The sequence below is a fragment of the Nonomuraea rosea genome (genome assembly GCF_039539705.1).
In the GTDB taxonomy this organism is placed as follows: Bacteria; Actinomycetota; Actinomycetes; order Streptosporangiales; family Streptosporangiaceae; genus Nonomuraea; species Nonomuraea rosea.
This window is the reverse complement of record NZ_BAABDQ010000034.1, coordinates 1-19,343: the sequence shown is the minus strand read 5'-3', so window position 1 is coordinate 19,343 and position 19,343 is coordinate 1. Positions and strand designations below refer to the sequence as shown.

Annotated in this window: 19 protein-coding genes and 1 pseudogene; 6 read left to right on the top strand and 14 right to left on the bottom strand. The window is 73.2% G+C overall.

All coding sequences use genetic code 11. From position 1 onward, the window contains the following. Positions 1-61: 61 nt before the first annotated feature. Positions 62-1,285: an oxygenase MpaB family protein gene (locus ABEA43_RS48810; protein WP_345572941.1), complete on the bottom strand. Its 1,224-nt coding sequence runs from the start codon at positions 1,283-1,285 to the stop codon at positions 62-64. A 176-nt stretch (positions 1,286-1,461) separates the two neighbouring features. On the opposite strand from ABEA43_RS48810, the gene ABEA43_RS48805 reads away from it, so the two are divergent. Then, a complete protein-coding gene (locus tag ABEA43_RS48805; protein ID WP_345573050.1) occupies positions 1,462-2,103 on the top strand; it encodes a TetR/AcrR family transcriptional regulator in 642 nt (213 codons plus the stop codon). Between the two features lie 136 nt (positions 2,104-2,239). Here the strand turns inward: ABEA43_RS48805 and ABEA43_RS48800 are convergent, their stop codons facing one another. The 3 genes from ABEA43_RS48800 to ABEA43_RS48790 form a co-directional block, all read right to left on the bottom strand. Continuing rightward, positions 2,240-2,467: an alpha/beta fold hydrolase gene (locus tag ABEA43_RS48800; protein ID WP_345573049.1), complete on the bottom strand. Its 228-nt coding sequence runs from the start codon at positions 2,465-2,467 to the stop codon at positions 2,240-2,242. Positions 2,468-2,558: 91 nt separating this feature from the next. Further along, the gene (locus ABEA43_RS48795) at positions 2,559-2,843 is read right to left on the bottom strand and encodes a winged helix-turn-helix transcriptional regulator (RefSeq protein ID WP_345573048.1); all 285 of its coding nucleotides are present in this window, start codon (positions 2,841-2,843) and stop codon (positions 2,559-2,561) included. A 13-nt stretch (positions 2,844-2,856) separates the two neighbouring features. After that, the gene (locus ABEA43_RS48790; RefSeq protein WP_345572940.1) at positions 2,857-3,717 is read right to left on the bottom strand and encodes a phosphotransferase; all 861 of its coding nucleotides are present in this window, start codon (positions 3,715-3,717) and stop codon (positions 2,857-2,859) included. A 314-nt stretch (positions 3,718-4,031) separates the two neighbouring features. Here ABEA43_RS48790 and ABEA43_RS68355 point away from each other — a divergent pair. Further along, positions 4,032-4,199 (top strand): annotated as a pseudogene (locus ABEA43_RS68355) (substrate-binding domain-containing protein); the annotation flags it as partial. Positions 4,200-4,236: 37 nt separating this feature from the next. Here ABEA43_RS68355 and ABEA43_RS48785 read toward each other — a convergent pair. Together ABEA43_RS48785 and ABEA43_RS48780 are read right to left on the bottom strand one after the other, a co-directional pair. Continuing rightward, complete coding sequence (locus ABEA43_RS48785; protein WP_345572939.1) at positions 4,237-5,319, bottom strand: LLM class flavin-dependent oxidoreductase; 1,083 nt, start codon at positions 5,317-5,319, stop codon at positions 4,237-4,239. Positions 5,320-5,369: 50 nt separating this feature from the next. Then, positions 5,370-5,960, bottom strand: a complete 591-nt coding sequence (locus ABEA43_RS48780) for a 1,2-dihydroxy-3-keto-5-methylthiopentene dioxygenase (RefSeq protein ID WP_345572938.1) — start codon at positions 5,958-5,960, stop codon at positions 5,370-5,372. 50 nt (positions 5,961-6,010) lie between these two features. Between ABEA43_RS48780 and ABEA43_RS48775 the strand changes: the two genes are divergently transcribed. From ABEA43_RS48775 to mtnK, 3 genes are read left to right on the top strand one after another with little or no spacing between them, the layout of a single operon-like run. Continuing rightward, positions 6,011-7,096, top strand: a complete 1,086-nt coding sequence (locus tag ABEA43_RS48775; protein ID WP_345572937.1) for a substrate-binding domain-containing protein — start codon at positions 6,011-6,013, stop codon at positions 7,094-7,096. After that, positions 7,093-9,732: an ATP-binding cassette domain-containing protein gene (locus tag ABEA43_RS48770; protein WP_345572936.1), complete on the top strand. Its 2,640-nt coding sequence runs from the start codon at positions 7,093-7,095 to the stop codon at positions 9,730-9,732. Before ABEA43_RS48775 ends, ABEA43_RS48770 begins: the two co-directional genes overlap by 4 nt. After that, the gene (mtnK, locus tag ABEA43_RS48765) at positions 9,729-10,910 is read left to right on the top strand and encodes an S-methyl-5-thioribose kinase (RefSeq protein ID WP_345572935.1); all 1,182 of its coding nucleotides are present in this window, start codon (positions 9,729-9,731) and stop codon (positions 10,908-10,910) included. Before ABEA43_RS48770 ends, mtnK begins: the two co-directional genes overlap by 4 nt. 54 nt (positions 10,911-10,964) lie before the next feature. On the opposite strand, the gene mtnB is transcribed toward mtnK, so the two are convergent. The 8 genes from mtnB to ABEA43_RS48725 are packed head-to-tail and all read right to left on the bottom strand — an operon-like array spanning position 10,965 to position 18,670. After that, a complete protein-coding gene (gene mtnB / locus ABEA43_RS48760) occupies positions 10,965-11,597 on the bottom strand; it encodes a methylthioribulose 1-phosphate dehydratase (RefSeq protein WP_345572934.1) in 633 nt (210 codons plus the stop codon). Beyond that, entirely contained in the window at positions 11,594-12,259 is a 666-nt protein-coding gene (gene mtnC, locus ABEA43_RS48755) for an acireductone synthase (RefSeq protein WP_345572933.1), read from the bottom strand. The genes mtnB and mtnC overlap by 4 nt, the downstream gene beginning before the upstream one ends. Next, positions 12,256-13,203 carry a nucleoside hydrolase gene (locus ABEA43_RS48750; protein ID WP_345572932.1) on the bottom strand — a complete coding sequence of 316 codons (948 nt, stop codon included), beginning with the start codon at positions 13,201-13,203 and terminating at the stop codon, positions 12,256-12,258. The genes mtnC and ABEA43_RS48750 overlap by 4 nt, the downstream gene beginning before the upstream one ends. Beyond that, positions 13,200-14,198, bottom strand: coding sequence for a s-methyl-5-thioribose-1-phosphate isomerase (locus ABEA43_RS48745; RefSeq protein WP_345572931.1), 999 nt, complete (start codon positions 14,196-14,198; stop codon positions 13,200-13,202). The genes ABEA43_RS48750 and ABEA43_RS48745 overlap by 4 nt, the downstream gene beginning before the upstream one ends. Next, the gene (locus tag ABEA43_RS48740) at positions 14,195-15,067 is read right to left on the bottom strand and encodes an ABC transporter permease (protein WP_345572930.1); all 873 of its coding nucleotides are present in this window, start codon (positions 15,065-15,067) and stop codon (positions 14,195-14,197) included. The genes ABEA43_RS48745 and ABEA43_RS48740 overlap by 4 nt, the downstream gene beginning before the upstream one ends. Further along, complete coding sequence (locus tag ABEA43_RS48735) at positions 15,064-16,098, bottom strand: ABC transporter permease (protein ID WP_345572929.1); 1,035 nt, start codon at positions 16,096-16,098, stop codon at positions 15,064-15,066. Before ABEA43_RS48735 ends, ABEA43_RS48740 begins: the two co-directional genes overlap by 4 nt. Further along, the gene (locus tag ABEA43_RS48730) at positions 16,095-17,654 is read right to left on the bottom strand and encodes an ABC transporter ATP-binding protein (protein WP_345572928.1); all 1,560 of its coding nucleotides are present in this window, start codon (positions 17,652-17,654) and stop codon (positions 16,095-16,097) included. Before ABEA43_RS48730 ends, ABEA43_RS48735 begins: the two co-directional genes overlap by 4 nt. Next, a complete protein-coding gene (locus ABEA43_RS48725) occupies positions 17,651-18,670 on the bottom strand; it encodes a BMP family ABC transporter substrate-binding protein (RefSeq protein WP_345572927.1) in 1,020 nt (339 codons plus the stop codon). Before ABEA43_RS48725 ends, ABEA43_RS48730 begins: the two co-directional genes overlap by 4 nt. A 70-nt stretch (positions 18,671-18,740) precedes the next feature. On the opposite strand from ABEA43_RS48725, the gene ABEA43_RS48720 reads away from it, so the two are divergent. After that, the gene (locus ABEA43_RS48720; protein ID WP_345572926.1) at positions 18,741-18,950 is read left to right on the top strand and encodes a hypothetical protein; all 210 of its coding nucleotides are present in this window, start codon (positions 18,741-18,743) and stop codon (positions 18,948-18,950) included. Positions 18,951-19,343: the final 393 nt, after the last annotated feature.

Genomic DNA, 19,343 nt, shown 5'->3' with positions numbered 1-19,343 from the left:
ACGTTCCCGGACTGCTTCAAGGCCGATGAACGCCCAGGCGAGAGGCGCCCCTGGGCCGTGATCAGCTGGGCCGGTTGCCGGTCGGAATCACGATCTTGGTTTGTGCCCCCTTGGTGAGGTAGTACGTGGTCCACTTCTTGATCATTTCGTCGAGGAGCCAGGCGGTGGCGGGCACCAGCGGCAGACCGATCAGACCCTCCCGGAACTGCACCAGCAGCGGCCAGGCGGCCTTGACCACCGGGTCGGACAGCGGCTGGCGTGGGATGCCGTTCCAGTCGGCCACCTGGTTGCCGGTGAGGTACCTGGAGAACGCGTTGACGAGAGGCTTGTCGATGCCGCCGGGGCTGGTCATCTCCGCGAGCATGCCGCGCAGGATGGCGTTCAGTTCCACCCCCTCCGAGGTCGGCCCCATGTTCCTGGGCAGCACGATGTCCGACTGGGTGTAGGACGAATCCCAGGTGGCGGGCAGGAACTCGTCCCTGATGCCGAGCATGTGCCCCATCACCTGCAACGATTGGAGGTACCCCGCGGCCTCGGCGGAGGAGATGCGCACTTTCCATTCGCGCATTCCGCGCATGGAGTAGGTCGCCAGGGTGTGCCACGTGACGAGCATGTCCTCCTGGCTGATCGGGATGGGGCCGGACCAGTGGGGAGACGACTTCAGCAGGTGCCGCACCGCCGCGTGTACCAGGCGGGTCTTCACGGCCTCCACCACGGCCGTGCCGCCGGCCGCCCAGGCGTTCTGGGGCCTGACCGCATACGCCAGGATGTTCGTCTTGGCGACCCGGTCTTTGAGATCCGCACCGCCTGCGGAGTAGTAGACCGCGCGGGCCTCCTTGGGGATGGCGGTGGCGAGCATGCCGGCGCCGACGATGGTGAGGACGACGATGTAGTTCCCTTTGAGCGCATGGAACCGGGCCCCGGCGTCCAGCGTGGCGGGGTTGACCCACGACGGCAGCCGGCGCGCCTGCTCGATGAAGGCCCGCAGGTCTTCCGGCAGGCCTGCGGGCAGTGGCTGGTCGTTGCGGTTCCAGTCGTACAGCAGCCGGTTGACCTCGGGGATGAGACCGCGGTCGAACAGTGAGGCGAGGAGCGGATCGGCCACGTCGTCCCACACCCATCGGGGGTCGGCGCCGCTGCCGGAGCCCGCGATCGAACCGCTGGCCGGCCAGGTCCAGCCGTCGGACAGGGAGTCCGCCTGGGCCGGAGAGGCCACGCCTAAGGCGCCGAGCGCTCCCAGGGTGGTGCCCGAGATCAGCATGTCGCGCCTGCTCAACTCTGCCATGTCTGTACTCCTTCGAGGTGAGGGTCCCGCTCTGCCCGAGGCTGAGAAGTGAGTGATACTGAGAAACAGACAATGGTTCTGCGTATCATCAGAGCACAGTGTGACAGGCATCACAAGACCGCTTTGAGGCACAATCCCTACAGGAGGTGACCGTGGAGTCTGCGCTATCCGGATTCATGGCGGGCTCGGAGTCGTTACTGGAGCGCGCCTACGTCGATGCCGTCGAAGGCGTGAACGACGTCGACGAGCTACGGACGCGCATCCTTGACGCGGCGTACGAGCAGTTCTGCCGGATGGGTATCAGGCGCTCCACCATGGAGGACGTCGCCCGGCTGGCGAAGGTGTCGCGGATCACCGTGTACCGGCGGTTCGACACCAAGGACACGCTGGTCGAACACGTGGTGCGCCGGGAGTTCCGCCGCTACTTCGACCAATTCCTCATCGACATCGAACAGGCCGACACCGCTGCCGACAGGGTGGTCCTGGGCTTCGTCACCTCGTTGCGGGCCATTCGCGGCAACCCACTGATCGGCGGGCTCATCGCCACGGAACCAGACCTGCTCATGCCCTCCATGATGGCTGACGGGGGCCAGACCCTCGCGACCGTGCGGCAGTTCGTCGCCGGCCAGCTCCGCCGCGAGCAACGCGCGGGCAACGTGACGGACAGCCTGGACGTCGACCTCGTGGCCGAGATGATGGTGCGGATCTCCACCTCCTTCCTGGCGATCCCCAGTGCCGTCATCGACCTGGACGACGACGCGCAACTGGCCGCAGTGGCCCGGCGGTTCCTCGTACCCATGCTGGAACCACCCGTCTGATCCGCCAGGGTCCCGAGGAGGAGCTCCACCTACGGCAGGAGCCTGCGTGCTCCGTCCCCAGGCGGTCACCTCGATCGCCCGGCGCGGGCAATTCCGGCCGTGCTCAGTGCTCTGGCGCGCCACCGGCACCAGCCCGTCACTTCACCTTCACACCACTCCCGTTTTCTCTCGGTATTGGGCACCAGCAGGACGGACTGCGCGCGGGTGTTGGCGGGCGTGCGCCGGGGGAGTATCCGCGTTGATCCACCGCCACGGCACGGTATCCCGCCTCGGCGAGCGCTGTGACGTGTGCCGTCCACTGCAGAGAGCTCTCCGGGAAACCGTGCAGGAGGATGACGAGGTCCCCATCCGGCGGGCCGTCCACCAGCGCGTCGAAACTCAGCGAGCCGACCTTGATCGTCGACCGCGGCACAGGGCCTCTCCTTCGTCGCGGGGCTGCTGGACGAAAGACCGGGCTATGCGCCTGATCCGGTTCCTGGGGCGCAGTTCTGCTCGCCCCAGTGCCGCAGCGCCGCGATCACAGGACGCAGGGCTTCGCCTTCCGGGGTGAGGACGTACTCGTGGTGGGCTCCGCCGCCGGAGGCCGGCACGATCGTCAGAATGCCGGCGTCGACGAGCGTACGGCGAGGATGTTCTTCGCCACGCCGAGCCTCCGATGGAACTCGCCGAACCGGCGGTCCCCGTCGAGCGCGGCACGGAGATACCGAGTCGTTTTTCCCGCGGCCTCCGGCGGCGGTGATGTGCGGGCGCCGCTCAGTGGCCGCCGCCGCCGGCGGCGTGCTCCCGGCGGTCGAGGGCGGCCCGCAACTGGGCGAGCCACTCCCGGCCCCTTTCGCGCCCGTCGGGGAGTTGGTCGTCGCGGTCCCAGCGCCAGGAGACCACGAGGGCGAGGCTGAGGATCCGGCAGTCGGCGAGCAGCCCGGCGTCGGCGCCCGGGTAGTGCGCGGCGACGTCCTCCGGAGCATGCGCGAGGTCGAACTCGACGGGTCCGCGGCAGACGGTCTCCAGGTCGATGAAGAGCGGTCCGTCCGCGGTGGCGAGCAGGTTGCCGGGGTGCGGTTCGCCGTGCAGGAGCTGTTGCGGCGTGCCGCGGTCCAGGATCGCGCGGCTGATTCCGTGGAGGGTGCCGGTCAGCAGGGCGCGTTCCGTGGCACCGAGGTCCGGGCTGACGGCGGGGTCCTCGACCACCCGGAGGGCGTCGGCGACGCGGTCGGTGAAGTGCGGTGCGGCGAGGTTGATGCGGCGCAGGCCGGCGTGCAGCCGGGCCAGGGCGTCGGCGTAGGCGGCGGGCGGGTGGTTCTCGGGTGCGGCGGTGGGCTCGTAGTAGGTCCAGAGGGTGACGGCGAAGCCGTCGCGGACATGGACGCGGGGCTCGGCCCTCGGATCGGGACCCGCCACCGGGCTGCCGGTCCCGGCGAGGCACCGGGCGATCTCGACCTCGAAGTCGAGGCGGTGCGAGAGGGGCGCGACCCGGGCGAGCACGCCGCTGGGCCGCAGCCGGACGGCGATCCGGTTCGAGTTGTGCAGCACAGCGGCGTCGTCGGCGCCCAGACCGTACTCGGCGGCCGTGTCGACGGCCGCGGCCACCGCCCGCGGGATCTCGGTGTCCTTCACGTGTTCGGTGCCTCTCCCTGCCGGGGTTGATGTGTGCGGCGCAGGCCCTGGCCGGCCGGGCGTCTGACGCGCCGTGACCAGGCCGGCGCGGCCGGACATGGCAGACCAGGAGGCCGTCGTCGTCCCCTGCCGTCAGGTCCGCCGGTCACGTCTGTATGCAACACCACCCGGTCGCTTCCGCGCATTCGGTTTGTTGCCGGTGCCGGCGGAGGGCGTGGGTGTCAAATCCCCTGGGAACGTAGTGCGCACCGGGAGTCGTCGGAAAGGTCGGGGAGCACGGCGCTGACCGGAGTGATCGCTGCGGCGCCGACGACACCGCAACCGCGCCGCCGGCGCTGCCGCCGCTCACCACCGTCCGCTACGACCTGCGCGAAGCCGGCCGGCATCGGGCCGAAACGGTCGTGGCCGGCCTGTCGGGCCATCCTCGTGATCTCGACGTCGTCCCTTCCATCCCGCAGGTCGTTCAGCGCTCCTCCGCATGAGCGGCGAGGAGCGTGCTGGGATCGTCAAGGCGGCGGGCTACAGTCCTGCGTGCTGGACGGCCAGGCGGGGGATGACGTACTCGCCCACCCGGTACGCCTCCTCCAGATGCGGCCACCCCGACAGCACGAACTCGTGCACGCCCGCCGCCGCGTACGCGCGCATCAGCCCGGCGACCTCGTCGTACGAGCCCACCAGAGCGGTGCCGGCGCCCTCGCGGACCAGCCCGACGCCCGCCCACAGCCCCGGATGGATCTCCAGGTCGCGGGTGTCGCCGGCGTGCAGGCCGACCATGCGGCTCTGGCCCACGGAGTCGTAGCGGGCGAAGCGGCGCTGGGCCTCGGCGATCCGCGCCGGATCCATGCCCGCCAGCAGCCGATCGGCCTCGGCCCACGCCGCCTCGGAGGTGTCGCGGGCGATGACGTGCACGCGCAGGCCGTACCGGAGCTCGCGCCCCAGGGGGGCGGACAGCTCGCGCAGCCGCGTGACGCGCCCGGCGATCGCGGCCGGTGGCTCGCCCCACATGAGCACCACGTCGGCGTGCCGGGCGGCGACCTGCTCGGCGGCGGGGGAGGCGCCACCGAAGTACAGCTCGGGCCGGGGGTCGAGCGGCGCGGCCAGGCCGCCGCCCTCCACCCGGTAGTGCGCGCCCTGGTGGTCGAACGGCACGCCCTCCCAGGCGCGGCGCAGCACGTGCAGGAACTCGCCGGTCCTGGCGTAGCGGGCGTCGTGGTCGAGGAAGTCTCCGTACGCGCGCTGCTCCACGGGGTCGCCGCCGGTGACGACGTTGAGCAGCAGCCGGCCGCCGGAGATCTCCTGGAACGCCTGCGCCTGCTGGGCCAGCAGGGTGGGCAGCGCGTACCCGGTGCGGAAGGCGACCAGCAGCTTCAGCCGGTCGGTGTGCTGGGCGACGGCGGCGCACACGATCCACGGGTCGGGGCAGCCGGCCCCGACCGGGGTGAGCGCGGCCTCGAACCCGGCCTCCTCCGCCGCCCTGGCGACCTGCGTCAGGTACGGGACGGTCGCCGCGCGCGCGGCCGGCCGGAAGGCGTCGGTCGTGGTGATGGCCGAGCGGACGTCGTGGCCGTCGCCGGTGGTCGGCAGGAACCAGTGCGAGCGCATGAAAGAGCCTCCGGTTCGGCGGCGCGGGGACAGGGGAACGGCGGTCGCGTTCAGCTCGCCCTGGCCGCGCGGTTCGCCGCGATCGTGTCGAAGTCCGGGATGCGCGCGGCGATGGGGCTGCCGGTGAAGTCGCCGATCCAGCCGTCGTCGTCGTGGAAGAAGCGGATCGCGGTGAAGGCCGGCCGGGTGCCCATGTCGAACCAGTGCGTGGTGTTCTTCGGCACGCTCAGCAGGTCGCCGCCCTCGCACAGCACCGCGTGCACCTTGCCGGCCACGTGCAGGTAGAAGATGCCCGAGCCGGAGACGAAGTAGCGCACCTCGTCGTCGTCGTGGGTGTGCTCCGACAGGAACTTCTGCCGGGCCGCCGCCGCCCGCTCCGGCCAGTCGGCGCTGTTGTCGGGGTGGAGCTGCGCGACGTCCACGAACGTGTAGCCCTCCTCGGCGATGACGCGCTCCACCTGCTCGCGATAGGCCGCCAGGATCTCCTCCTGGCCCGCGCCCGGAGGCAGGTCCTCGACGACCTGCCAGTGGCGCAGGACGACGTCGATCTCCTTGAGCGTCGCGGCGATCTCCGCGGCGTCCTCGCTCTCCAGGAGGGTCTCGGGCTCTTCGCTGTCGGTGTACACGGTCAGGTACGTCATGGAGGTAAATCCTACTATATGTGTATGAATTGTGGGATATAGTCCGCCCTGTGAAACCCGCACGACTTCTGGGCGTTGTGGCCCTCTTCGTCCTGGCCGGCTGCTCCCAGGGCGCTCCCGCGACGTCAGCACCCTCGCCCGCCGCCGCCTCCTCGGCCCCCGCCTCCTCCGCCCCGTCCGCGCCCGTGCCCGCGAAGTTCGCCGGCGGGGACGTGCGGATCTCCCTGGTACGGCAGCTCTCCTCCGGCGACTACTTCGAGCAGTGGCTGGCCGGGGCGCAGGCCGAGGCCAAGGCGCTCAACGTGCGGCTGGAGGTCTCCAGCGGCGACGGCAACAACGACAAGCAGGCGCTCAACCTGGAGCAGGCCGTCACCGCGAAGTCCGACGCGATCATCGTGGACCACGGGTTCGCCCAGACCGTGCAGCCCGCCGTCAAGAAGGCGGTCGCGGCGAAGATCCCGCTCGTCGCGTTCGACGTCGATCCCGGGGCCTCCGAGGCCGTGGCCCTGAGCCAGGACGACCACGCGATCGCCGAGCAGGCGCTGGGCGCGCTCAAGGCCGACACGGGCGGCTCCGGCGAGGTCGTCTACGTGTACGTGGCCGGCTTCGCGCCGCTCGACCGGCGCAACGAGACCTGGGAGCAGTTCAAGAAGGACAACCCGGGCATCAAGCAGGTCGCGCAGATCGGCGTGGTCAACAGCTCGACCGCCTCGGCGGTCGCCGACCAGGCCAAGGCGGCGCTCCAGGCCAACCCGGGGGCCAAGGCGATCTTCGCGCCGTACGACGAGTTCGCCAAGGGCGCCGCGCTGGCCGTCAAGGAGCTGGGCCTGGCCGGCAAGGTGAAGATCTACGGCGCGGACGTCTCCACCGCCGACATCGGCGTCATGACCGAGCCGGACAGCCCGTGGGTGGCGACCTCCGCCACCGACCCCGCCAACGTGGGCCGGGTCGCGGTGCGCGCCGCCGCCCTGCTCGTTGCGGGGGAGAACGTGGACCGCGCGCTCACCGTGCCGCCCTCGCTCATCACCCAGAAAGGGCTGCGGGACGCCGGCATCACCAGCGTCGAGCAGCTCACCCGGGCCTTCCCCGGCCTGACGACCCCCGACGTGGCACGCGTGCCCTGGACGGCGTCGTGACCTTCGCGGTCACGTCCGTCTCCAAGGTGTACGGGGCCACCAGGGCTCTGTCGTCGGTCACCCTGGAGTTGCGGCCCGGTGAGATCGTCGGGCTCATCGGCACGAACGGGGCGGGCAAGTCCACGCTCATCAAGATCCTGTCCGGGGCGACGCCGCCGACGTCCGGCACCCTGTCGTACGAGGGGCGGCCCCTGGAGTTCGGCGGGCCGCTGGACGCGCAGGCGGCCGGGGTCCAGACCGTGCACCAGAACATCGACGACGGGGTGGTGTTCGGGGCCAGCGTGGCCGAGAACCTGACGCTCGACTCGCTGGCGGCCGGCGGCGGCTGGTTCCTGACCCGGGCGCGGGTACGCGCCGCCGCCACCGCGGTCGCCCCCGACCTGGGGCTGCCGCTGGACGTCCCGGTGGAGAGCCTGTCCGCGAGCGCGCGGCAGCAGATCCTCATCGCACGGGCGCTGGCCCGGCGGGCGCGGCTGCTGATCCTCGACGAGCCGACGTCGACGCTGTCGGAGGTGGAGGCGGACGCGCTCGGCGTGCGGGTGCGGGAGGCGGCGGCCCAGGGGGTCTCCGTCCTGTACGTGTCGCATCGGCTGGCGGAGATCGAGACCCTGTGCGACCGGGTGGCGGTCCTGCGGGACGGCGAGCTGGCCGCCACGTTCACCGCGCCGGTGTCCCGGGAGTCGATCGTCGCGGCCATGCTCGGCCCGGTCGCCGCAGGCGGGTACGCGCCCGCCGCCGCCCCGGCCGCCCCGGCCGCCCCGGCCGCCCCGGCCGTCCCGTCAGGCGGCGTGAGGCAGCCGGAGCCGTCGGAGAGCGCGGGACCGCCGGAGAGCGCGGGGCCGGTGCCGGACGTGCTGGTCGCCGAGGGAGTGCGTGCCGTGGCCGGCAGTCCGGCGTTCGGGCTGCGGGTGCGCGCGGGTGAGGTGCTGGGCGTGACCGGGCTGGTGGGCGCCGGCAAGACCGAGGTTCTCGAACAGCTCGGCGGGGCCAGGCCGCTGCTGTCGGGGCGGCTGGAGCTCGACGGCGCGCCGTACCGGCCGAAGGACCCCCGCGCGGCGATCGACAGAGGGGTGGCGTTCGCGCCCGAGGAACGGGCGGCGCAGTCCATCGTCCCCGGCTGGTCGGTCCGGGCCCATGTGACGCTGCCCTGGCTGCGGCGGCACAGCCGCCGGTCCGGGCTGCTCGGACGGCGCTCGGAGACGGACGCCGCCCGGCGGGTCATCGAGCTGTTCGGCGTGCGCGGCCCGGGTCACGACGCGCCCATCGAGGCGCTGTCGGGCGGCAACCAGCAGAAGGTCGTGGTCGGGCGATGGCTGGCCGGCGAGCCGCGGCTGCTGGTGCTCGACGAGCCCTTCCGCGGCGTGGACGTGGCCGCCCGCGCGGACATCGGCCGCGTCGTGCGCGAGCGGGCGAAGCAGGCGGCCGTGGTCGTCGCCACCTCGGATCCGCAGGAGCTGCGGGGGCTGGCCGACCGCGTGCTGGTCCTGCACGAGGGCACCGCCGCCGGGGAGCTCCCGATCGCCGAGGCGACCCCGGAACGCCTGGCCGCCCTGATGTCCGGCATCCCGGCGGGGAGACCCGCACGACCAGCAGCACGGAGAGCTCGCATGACCGCCACCACCTCCACCACGGGCCGCGCCGCCCCGAAGGCCAGGACGGCCGGGTCGCGGGTGGCCGCCGTCGCCTACCGGTACGGGTTGCTGGGCGTGCTGGCCGCCATGCTCGTCCTGTTCTCCCTGCTGCGCCCGGCCTTCGCCACGTACCCCAACGCCCTGGTCGTCCTGCAGTCCGTCGCCGTGGTCGGGATCGTCGCCCTGGGCGTCACCGTCTCCATGACCACCGGCGGCTTCGACCTCTCGGCCGGCGCCTGCGTCGGCGCCGTCGTCATGGTGACCGCCCTGACCATGGTCCGGTTCAACCTCACCGGCGCCACCGCCGTGGTCGCCGGGCTGCTCACCGGCCTGCTCGTCGCCGCCGTCAACGTGCTGCTCACCGTGGTCGCCAAGGTCCCCGACCTGGTGGCCACGCTCGGCACGCTCTTCCTCTTCCAGGGCCTGGCGCTGATCGTCACGGGCGGCCAGTCGGTCGCCCCCGGGATGACCGTGGACGGCGCCCCCGCGCCCGGCCGCTACACCGAGGGATTCGCCTGGCTCGGCGGCGGCACGATCGCCTCGGTGCCGGTCCCCGTCGTGGTGTTCGCGCTGCTCGCCGCGACCGTGTACGTCCTGCTCAACCACACCCGCTGGGGCCGCGCCCTGTACGCGATCGGCGGCAACCCCGAGGCCGCCCGCCTGGCCGGCATCCGCGTGGCCCGCTACCGTGCGCTGGCCTACGCCGTGTCCGGGGTGTGCGCGGCCGTGGCCGGGATCCTGCTGTCGGCCAGGCTCGGCAGGGGAGACGTGGGCGCGGGGGACCCGTACCTGCTGCAGTCGGTGGCCGCGGCGCTGATCGGGTTCGCGGTGCTCGGCGCCAACCGGCCCAACGCGCTCGGGACGGTGGTCGGCGCGCTGTTCATCGGCGTCATGATCAACGGCCTGACCATGCTGAACGCCCCCTACTACGCCCAGACGTTCGTCCAGGGCGCGCTGCTGGTCGGCGCGCTCGTGACCAGTTACACGCTCAGGAGGATCAGGTGAGCTACGAGCTCCTCACGGTGGACACCGTGGCCGGCTACGTCGCGGCCCGGCCCGCGCTCGAACGCTTCGGCGCGGTCTCGCACGTGCGGGAGGTGGGCGACGGCAATCTCAACCTGGTGTTCGTGGCCGCGGCCGAGCACGGGGGACTGGTGCTCAAGCAGGCGCTCCCGTACGTCCGGGTGGACCCCACCTGGCCCATCACCCCGGAACGCAACGGCATCGAGGGCCGCGCGCTGCGCGTGCACAACCGGGTCGCCCCCGGCCTGGTGCCGGAGCTCTACGACGCCGACCCCGACCGGCACGTCATCGCCATCGAGGACCTGTCGGACCACCGCGTGTGGCGCGGCGCGCTCAACGAGGGGCTGCGGCACGAGGGCGCCGCCGCCGATATAGGGCGCTACGTCGCGAAGGTGGCGTTCGGGACCTCGGTGTTCGGCCTCGGCGCCAAGGGGCACAAGGCGGCGCTGGCCACGGCCGCCAACCCGGAGCTGTGCGAGATCACCGAGGACCTGGTCTTCACCGAGCCGTACATCACCCACGAGCACAACCTGATCCTGCCCGCCAACGAGGCCGACGTGGCGGCGTACGCGGGCGACCCGGACGTGCGGGCCGCCGTCGGCGCGGCGAAGCTGGCGTTCATGACGCACGCCGAGGCGCTGATCCACGGCGACCTGCACACCGGCTCGGTGCTGGTGCGCGACGAGCCCCGTTCGGCCAAGGCGTTCGACGTCGAGTTCGCCTTCTACGGGCCGATCGGCTTCGACGTCGGCGCGTTGTGGGGCAACTACGTGCTGGCCGCGGCCCGCGCCGTCGTCCAGGGCGACGCCGCGCACGCCGCGTGGGTGCTGGCCCAGGCGGCGGAGACCTGGCAGGGCTTCGCCGACGAGTTCACCGAGCTGTGGCCGGGCCGTGCCGACCCGCGCGTCATCGGCCTCGACCGCTGCCTGGCCGGGGTGTACGCCGACGCCGCGCCGTTCGCGGCGGTCAAGGCGGCCCGGCGGGTGATCGGCTTCTCCCGGGTCAGCGACATCGAGTCCCTGCCCGAGGAGCAGCGCGTCCGCGCCATCCGCGCCGTGCTGGCCGCGGCTCGGTTGCTGCTCGTCGACCCGGGCACGAACGTCGAGCCGAAGCCGCTGTTCGAGCGCGTGGGCCAGGTGCTGACCGAGACGGCCGCCTGAGCACAGCTGGGGGGCACGGCTGGGAGGGCGGCGAAGCCTCCCAGCCGGTGCGCGTCAGGCCGTGGCCAGCGCGTACGCCAGCAGCCACTCCACGCACTCGGTGACGTGGCGGGCGTGCTTGAGATCCGTGCCCCACGCGTACAGGCCGTGCCCGGCCACGATGACGGCGGGCGTGCGCGGGTCGTAGGCGGACTCGAACCAGTCGCCCAGCTCGCCCATGTCCTGGCTGTTGCCGATGACCGGGATCGTCACCTCGTCGTCGTGGGCCAGCCGGCCGATGCCCTTGAGCGTCTCCACGTCACGCAGCAGCACCCCGCCCGGCCAGCGATGCCCGGCCACCACCGCGTTGAGCGCGTGGACGTGGACGACCGCGTCCGCACCCGTCAGGGCCGCCACCCGGGCGTGCAGCCCGGCCTCGGCGGACGGACGCAGCGGCGTCACGCCCGCCACCGCGACCGATTCGCCCACCGGGCCGACCACGGCCACGTCGGTCGGCGACAGCTCGCCCTTGTCCAGGCCGCTGGCCGTCACGGCCAGCCGCAGCGGCTCGCGGGAGACGACCTCCGAGATGTTGCCCGAGGTGCCGCGCATCCAGCCGATGCCGGTGAAGCGGGCCGCCTCGGCCGCCAGCCGGGCCCCGGCCGCGTGCACCTGCTCGGCGGCCGGCGTGGTCTCGACGCCGCTCATGGGCGGACCTCCTCGAAAGTCGCGATGACGGGATGGGGGTCGAACGGCGTGGCCGCGTTCGGCTCGCCCGGCCTGCGCACTCCCGTGGTGCGCCAGCCGGCCGCCGCCGCGGCGTCCAGCTCGGCCGGGACGTCGGACAGGAACAGCAGCCCGGCCGGGTCGCCGAGCGTCCCGGCGATCCGCTCGTACGCGACCGGCTCCCGCTTGGGGCCCGCGTTGACGGTGTCGAACCAGTGGCCGACCAGCGCCGACAGGTCGCCGTCCGCCGCGTGGGCGAACCACGGCCGCTGGCTGGCCACCGAGCCGGAGGAGAACACCGCGAGCCGGTGCCCCGCCGCGTGCCAGGCGCGCAGCGCGGGCGGCACGTCGGGGAAGAAGTGGGCGGTCAGCTCGCCGGCGGCGAAGCCCTCCGCCCAGATCCGGCCCTGCAGGGTCTTCAGCGGCGTGGCCTTGACGTCGCCGTCCATCCAGCCGTGCAGCACGCGCACGGCCGCGCCGGTGTCGTCCGCGCCGATCTCGGCCAGCGCCGCGCGGACCACGGGGTCGTCGTGGTGGGCGTCGATGTGCGGGCCGAGCCGGGGGCGGGCGTAGGCGTACAGGCCGACGTGGACGGACTCCGTCGAGCTGGTGGTGCCCTCGATGTCGAGCACGATCGTGGTCATCGCGTCAGCACCTCCACGAAGTCGGCCACGAACCGGGACGCGTCCACCGCGGTGATCACCCGCGTGGGAGGCGCGGCGTCATAGGCGAAGGCGGGCGGCAGCCCGTCATGCGTGCGCATCAGCCTGGCCCGCCACAGGAAGCCGTCGCCGCGCACGTTGACCGGCCCGTCCGTCCAGGCGGTCGCGAACGTGCGGTCCAGCAGCACGCCCGCCGCGAGCGGGTCGTGCAGGGGGATGATCCGGCGGCCCCACTCGTTCTGGTAGAAGTCCAGGTACGCGTCCAGGATCTCGACCGCGAACCGGGCCACCGGCGTTCCGGAGGCCCGCAGGGCGGCGATCGCGCGCTCGTCCAGGATCGTGCCGGCCGTCACGTTCACACCGACCATGACCAGCTCGCGGCGCGGCGCGGCGAACACCGCGCGGGCCGCCTCGGGGTCGTTGTTGACGTTGGCGTCGATCATCAGCAGCGTGCCGGGCGGGGCGTAGGGGCCTGAGCCGCCCATCAGGACGACCGAGCGGTACTTGGTGAACAGCTCGGGGTCCAGACGCAGGGCCAGCGCCAGGTTGGTGAGCGGGCCCAGCGCCAGCAGGTCGAGCTCGCCCGGCTGCTCGTTCGCCAGGCGTACCAGCAGCTCCGGGCCGGACTCCGCGGCCACCGCGGGCAGCGGCCGGTCGCGGCCGAGGTCGCCCAGGCCGTCCTTGCCGTGCACGTACCCGGCGATGTGGGCCGGGCCCCGCAGCGGCTCCGCGGCGCCCCTGGCCACCGGCACGTCCAGGCCGAGCAGGCCGTTGACGTAGCCGATGTTGCGGGTGGCGTCCTCCTCGGAGCAGTTGCCGTACACCGAGGTGATCGCGACGATCTCGGCGTCGGGCCGGCCGGCCAGGTACAGCAGGGTATGGGCGTCGTCGATGCCGGTGTCGGTGTCGACCACCACGCGTCTCACAGACTCTCCTTCACTCGGTCGGGCTGGTAGACGCCGCGTTCGGTCACGATGCGGGTCACCAGATGGGGCGGGGTCACGTCGAAGGCCGGGTAATAGCCGGTCACTCCGTCCGCTGCGGTGCGGCGGCCGAGCGCGTACAGCACCTCGTCGCCGTCGCGCCGCTCGATCACGACGTCCTGGGCGGTGGGCGCCTGCGGGTCGGGCGCGTCCACCAGGGCGTAGAACGGGACGCCGAACGCGCCGGCGGCGAGCGCGACGCCGAGCGTGCCGACCTTGTTGATCACGTGGCCGTCCAGTGTCACGCGGTCGGCGGCGGTCAGCGCGACGTCGGCGAGGCCGTCGGACAGCGCGGCGGCCACCATGCCGTCGGTGATGAGCGTCGGCCGGTAGCCCATCTCGACCAGCGTGGCCGCGGTCAGCCGGGCGCCCTGCAGGTACGGCCGCGTCTCCGTGCAGACGAACTCCAGCCGCTTGCCGGCCCGCTGAGCCGCCCGCACGGTGCCGATGAGGTACGCGTCGGCCCAGCAGTGGGTGAGCACGCGGGCGCCGTCGGGGAGCAGGGAGGCGGCGTGCTCGCCCAGCGCGTCACTGCGCGCCCGGTAGGCGGCGTCATGCGCCCGCGCCGCCCGCTCCACGGCCGCGACCAGCGCGTCTCCGTGCTCGGCGGTGATCCCCGACAGGACGGCGTGCACCGCGTCCCTGATGTGGTTGTTCGTCGGCCGGGTCGCGACCAGGCGCGCTCCCACGGCCCGCAGCCGGGCCGCCGCCTCCGCCGGCGGATCGCGCCTGGCCTCGCGGGCGCCCAGCACCATCCCGGCCGTAGCCGCGAACAGCGGGCCCGAGCTCTGCGTCACCATCTGCTCGATGGCCGCCGCGACGTCCTCGCTCGTGGCGCAGCGCACCCATCGCACCTCGAACGGGTACACGCGGCGGTCGAGGATCTCGACCGCGTCCCCGGCGAACCGCACGGAGTCCGCCAGCACAGGGCCGTTCATCCAGTCGTCTCCTTCCTGCGCGCCGCCGCCACCACGACGAGGGCGAGCAGCGTGATCACGTACGGGGCCGCGTCGGCGGCCTGCTGCGGGAGCCCGAGCCCCTGCAGCCGGAACCCCAGAGCCTCCGCGGCCCCGAACAACAGGCAGGCCCCCAGGCCCAGCCACGGCCGCGCGCCGGCGAGCATGACCGCGACCACGGCCACCCAGCCGCGCCCCGCGCTCATCCCCTCGCTGAACAGCGTCACGTTGCCCAGCGCGAGCTGCGCCCCGCCGAGCCCGCACAGCGCGCCCGCGCCCAGCACCGCCGCGTGCCGGTAGCCGCTCACGCGCAGCCCGATCGACTCGGCGGCCTCGGCGTGCTGCCCGATGCCGCGCAGCCGCAGCCCGGAGCGGGTCCGCCCGAGCCACCAGGCCGCCGCCGCGACCAGCAGGAACGCGACCGGCACCAGCGGCGACTGCGGCCCGAGCATCGGCACGTCCAGCCCGAGCGCGGCCAGCGTCGGCAGGCCCGCCAGCTCGGGCGAGCTGAACGTGCCGCCGCTGCCGAAGATCTGCCGCATGAGGAACGCGGTCAGGCCGAGCGCCAGCAGGTTCGTGCCGACCGCCACCACGACCGGGTCCGCGCGCAGGCTCACCGCCGGGACCGACAGCAGCAGGGCGTACACGGTGGTGCAGAGCACCGCCCCCGCCACGCCGAGCCACGCGCTGCCCGTCAGGTGGCTGAACAGCACCGCGGTGAACGCGCCCCACAGGAGCTGGCCCTCCAGGGCCATGTTGAACACGCCGGAGACCGAGCACAGCAGCCCGCCCAGGGCGGCCAGCACGACGGGCGCGGTGGCGGTGAGCACGGCGGCCAGGAACGCGTTCATGCGCGACTCCTCGCCCGCAGCGTCCTCGTGACGGTGGTCACCGCGACGAACACGATGATCAGGCCCTGCACGATCTGGGTGAGCTGGCTCGGCACGCCCGCCTCCCGCTCCATGCCCTGGCCGCCGGCCTGCAGGATCGTCAGCAACGCCACCGTGGCCGGGATCGCCGGCGGGCGTCCGGCGGCCAGCAGCACGGCCGCGATCGCGGTGAAGGTGTAGCCGGGGGCGGTCAGCGCGCCGTCCACGAACCGGTACGGCGCGCCCAGCACGATCAGCCCGCCGACCAGACCGGCGAACGCGCCGCCCGCGGCCAGGGTCACGGCCGCCAGCCGGTTCACCCGGACGCCGCCGTACCGGGCGAACTCCCGGTTCGCGCCGAGCGCGCGGATCTCGTACCCGGGGACGGTGCGGGCGTCGGCGAGCAGCCACAGCACCGTCAGGACGGCGACCAGCGGCAGCGCGATCGTCACGTACGTGCTCGACCCCAGCGCGGGCAGGTGGGCCGCGTCCGGCAGGAGCGGCGTCTGCGCCAGCCCGGTTCCCCGCTCGGCCAGCGGGAAGCGGGCCAGGTAGGAGGCCAGGGACACGGCGGGGGCGCTGAGCAGCAGCGTGCTGACGATGGCGGGGATGCCGAGCCTGGTGCGCAGCGGCGCGGACACGCCTGCCAGCAGCGCCCCCGCCAGCGCCGCCCCGACCAGCGGCAGCACGAACGAGCCCCCGGCGTGCAGGGCCAGCGCGGCGGCCGCGATGCCGCCCAGCGAGAGCTGGCCGTCGCCGCCCAGGTTGAACTCGCCCGCCCGCAGCGGGATCGCGAACGCCACGGCCATGCCGAGGGTGGGCACGTAGGCGGCGAGGGTGTACTCCAGGTTGCCGTCCATGAGCGCGCCCCGGACCAGCGCCGGATAGGCGAGGAACGGATCCACCCCCACGGCGAGCATGACGAGCGTGGTGAGCAGGAGCGCCCCGGCCACGGCCACGACGGCCGGCGACCACACGACCCGCACCGCCCCGGTGCGCGGTGGCGGCGTCATCCGAGAGCCTCCCCCGAGGGCTCCGGGGCGCGGGTGGCGTCGTTGCCCGTCATGGCGGCGCCGACGCGTTCGTCGGTGGCCTCCGCGACCGGGAGCTCCGCGACCAGGCGGCCCTCGAACATCACCAGCATCCGATCCGACAGGGCGCGCAGCTCGGACAGCTCGCTCGACTGCAGCAGCACCGCCCGCCCGGCGGCGCGCGCCTCGGACAGCAGGGCGTGGATCTGCTCCTGCGCGCCCACGTCCACCCCCTGGGTCGGCTCCTCCACCACCAGCACCGGCGTGTCCCTGGACAGCTCCCTGGCCAGCACCGCCTTCTGCGCGTTGCCGCCGGACAGGTGGGCGATGGGCGTCCGCACGGAGGCGGCCCGGATCGAGAACCGCTCGACCAGCTCGGCGGCCCGCCGCCGGACCCCTCCCGGGCTCAGTGCGAAGCCGCGCTGATCGCCCATGAGCAGGTTGTCGGCGAGCGACATGCCGGGTGCGGTCGCCCGCCCGGCGCGGTCGCCCGGCACGTAGGCCACCCTGGGCTCCCTGCCGCCGGCGGCGGGCTCGCCGTGGAGCAGCACGGTGCCGGATCCGGCGCGCCGCAGCCCGGTCACGACGTCCACCAGCTCGCGCTGCCCGCTTCCCGCGACGCCCGCGATGCCGACGATCTCGCCGCCGCGCACCCCGAACGACACCCCGGCCACCGCCGGCACACCGTCCCGGTCGCGAACGTGCAGGTCACGAACTTCCAGCAGGTACGGCCCAGCGGCCGGCCCACCCGCGGGGCCGTGGCCCGGCGGGGCCTGGGCCTCCGGCGGCGAGAGACTCGGCGAGGCTGTATGGAGTGAGCGGCCGATCATGCTGCGGACCAGCTCGTCCGCGGAGGTGTCCGCCGTGGCGAAGCGTCCCGTCACCCGTCCGCCGCGCAGCACCGTGACCCGGTCGCCCGCCGCCAGGATCTCCTCCAGCTTGTGCGTGACCAGCAGCACCGACACGCCTTCGCCCGCCAGCTCCCGCACCATCCTGAACAGCCCCTCGGCCTCGCCGGGGGTGAGCACGGCGGTGGGCTCGTCCAGGATCAGCACCTCGGCCCGCCGGTAGAGCGCCTTGAGGATCTCGACCCGCTGCCGCGTCCCCACCGGCAGGTCACCGGCCCGCGCGTCGGGATCGACCGCGAGCCCGTACCTCTGGGCCAGGGAGGCGACCGCGTGCCGGGCGGCGCCCCGGTCGAGCGCGCCGTACCGCACCGGCTCGGCCCCGATGACCACGTTCTCGGCCACGCTCAGCCCGGGGAACAGCCGGAAACGCTGATGCACCATCCCGAGCCCGTGCGCCACGGCGTCCGCGGGGGAGCGCAGCCGCACCCGCGTCCCGGCCCGCAGCACGTGCCCGGCGTCCGGCCGGTGCAGGCCGTACAGGACGGACATGAGCGTGGACTTGCCTGCCCCGTTCTCGCCGACGACGGCGTGCACCTCGCCGCGCTCGACGGTCAGGGAGACGTCGTCGTTGGCGAGCACGCCGCCGAAGCGCTTGGTGATGCCGACCAGCTCGACGGCGGGCGTGCTCATCCGGTCAGCGGGTCGGCGACCGTCACGCGTCCCGCCACGATGTCGTCGCGCACCTGCTTCACCTTGGCGACCACCTCGGGGCTCGCGGCCACGGTGCAGCCGGAGGAGGCCAGGTCGCCGGCGAGCGCGTTGACGCCGACGCCGCCCTCCTTCAGCCCGTACACCTTCACGCCGCCCGCCTTGCCCGCGGCGATGTCCTTGAGCGCGGCGCTCTCGGCCACGTCGACGTGCTTGAGCACGTTGTCGATGACGGTGCCGGCCCTCTGGGCGCACTGGTTGACGTCCACGCCGAATGCCTTGGCGCCCGCGGCGGCGGCCGCCTCGAAGACGCCCTGGTTGCCGCCGGACGCGGCCGCGGCCACGATGTCGGCGCCCTGTCCGGTGAGCGTCTGGGCCTGCGACTTGGCCCGCGCCGGGTCGCTGAAGGGGTTGTTGCCGCCCACGTAGAGCGGCGTGCCGGTGGCCCCGGCGTTGACGGACTTGGCCCCGGCGAAGAACGGGTCGATCCAGCGGTGCACGAACGGCGAGTCGATCGCCGCCACCACGCCCAGCTTGCCGCTCTTGGACAGCAGCCCCGCCTCCACCCCCGCCAGGTAGGCGGCCTCGTGCTCCTTGAAGGACACGCAGGTGAGGTTGGCCGCCTGGTCCTTGGCGCAGGAGTCGACCTGGAGGAACTGCTGCTGGGGCTGCTGCTTCGGCACGGTGGCGAACAGGTCGTCGAAGGAGAAGCTGACGCCGACGATCACGGTGGGCTTGGCGCGTACGGCGGCGTCGAGGTTCTGGGCGATGCTCGTCGGGTCCTTGCTCTCGTACAGCTTGAACGACGCGCCGATCTCCTTGGCCGCCGCTTCCGCGCCCTTGACGCTGAGCTGCAGGAAGCTGTTCGTCCCCACGGGGTTGGGCGTGATGAGGATGACGGACTTGCCGGGGGAGGCGGCCGGCTGGGCGTTCGCGCCGCACGCGGTCAGCGCGAGTGCGGTGACCAGGGCAGCAGCCGGTAGGGAGACGGTGCGCATGCCGATGAGCGTAACATGCACATCAAGTAGGAAATGTCGGGCTTGTGGGTATTTGCGATGCGTCTAGGTTGTGAGACGCTCGCGTAGCAGGCTCATGTTCGTCAACGGGGGCAACGATCCGATGACCGCTGAGCCGTACCGGCTCGGGCGGGGCAGTCGCGACTCGGCCGTCTACACCGCGCCCGGCGTCCACCACGTCTTCCTGGGCGACGTGATCGCCGAGCTGCCACCACAGCAGAAGGCCAAGGCCATCGCCGACCTGCGGCGCTGGGCCCGATGAAGCGGCCGGGAACGCGAACCAGCCCTTGACCACCGGCTGCGGACGCCGGAGCTGAGAGCGCCGGCTCCGCTCATGTGCACTTAGCACCCCGGCGGGATCCGGCCCGGCGGTGACCAGGGCGCGCAGCAGTGCCGAGACGTCTCCGAGCCCTTGCCCGGCATGGCGGCATGGCGTGCACCGCGCCCGCCGGTCCGGCCTCCCGCACGGCGCTCGTGGCGCGGCTCATAGGCGCGGGTCGGGGTGGTGGAAAGCGGAAACCCCGGCGCTGCTCGCGTGTGGCGAGGGTGCCGGGGTGGGTGGTCGGTTTGGGCTGTGGTTGTGCCGGGGTGGGTTCGGGGGGGTGGTCGGTTTGGGTGGTGGTTGTGGTGTCAGGCGGTGGCTCCCAGGGCGAGG

Coding starts and splice junctions, on each gene's coding strand:
- ABEA43_RS48810 (WP_345572941.1), bottom strand. CDS start 1,285: ATGGCAGAGTTGAGCAGGCGCGACATGCTGATCTCGGGCACCACCCTG.
- ABEA43_RS48805 (WP_345573050.1), top strand. CDS start 1,462: ATGGCGGGCTCGGAGTCGTTACTGGAGCGCGCCTACGTCGATGCCGTC.
- ABEA43_RS48785 (WP_345572939.1), bottom strand. CDS start 5,319: ATGCGCTCGCACTGGTTCCTGCCGACCACCGGCGACGGCCACGACGTC.
- ABEA43_RS48780 (WP_345572938.1), bottom strand. CDS start 5,960: ATGACGTACCTGACCGTGTACACCGACAGCGAAGAGCCCGAGACCCTC.
- mtnB (WP_345572934.1), bottom strand. CDS start 11,597: ATGAGCGGCGTCGAGACCACGCCGGCCGCCGAGCAGGTGCACGCGGCC.
- mtnC (WP_345572933.1), bottom strand. CDS start 12,259: ATGACCACGATCGTGCTCGACATCGAGGGCACCACCAGCTCGACGGAG.
- ABEA43_RS48745 (WP_345572931.1), bottom strand. CDS start 14,198: ATGAACGGCCCTGTGCTGGCGGACTCCGTGCGGTTCGCCGGGGACGCG.
- ABEA43_RS48740 (WP_345572930.1), bottom strand. CDS start 15,067: ATGAACGCGTTCCTGGCCGCCGTGCTCACCGCCACCGCGCCCGTCGTG.
- ABEA43_RS48735 (WP_345572929.1), bottom strand. CDS start 16,098: ATGACGCCGCCACCGCGCACCGGGGCGGTGCGGGTCGTGTGGTCGCCG.
- ABEA43_RS48730 (WP_345572928.1), bottom strand. CDS start 17,654: ATGAGCACGCCCGCCGTCGAGCTGGTCGGCATCACCAAGCGCTTCGGC.
- ABEA43_RS48725 (WP_345572927.1), bottom strand. CDS start 18,670: ATGCGCACCGTCTCCCTACCGGCTGCTGCCCTGGTCACCGCACTCGCG.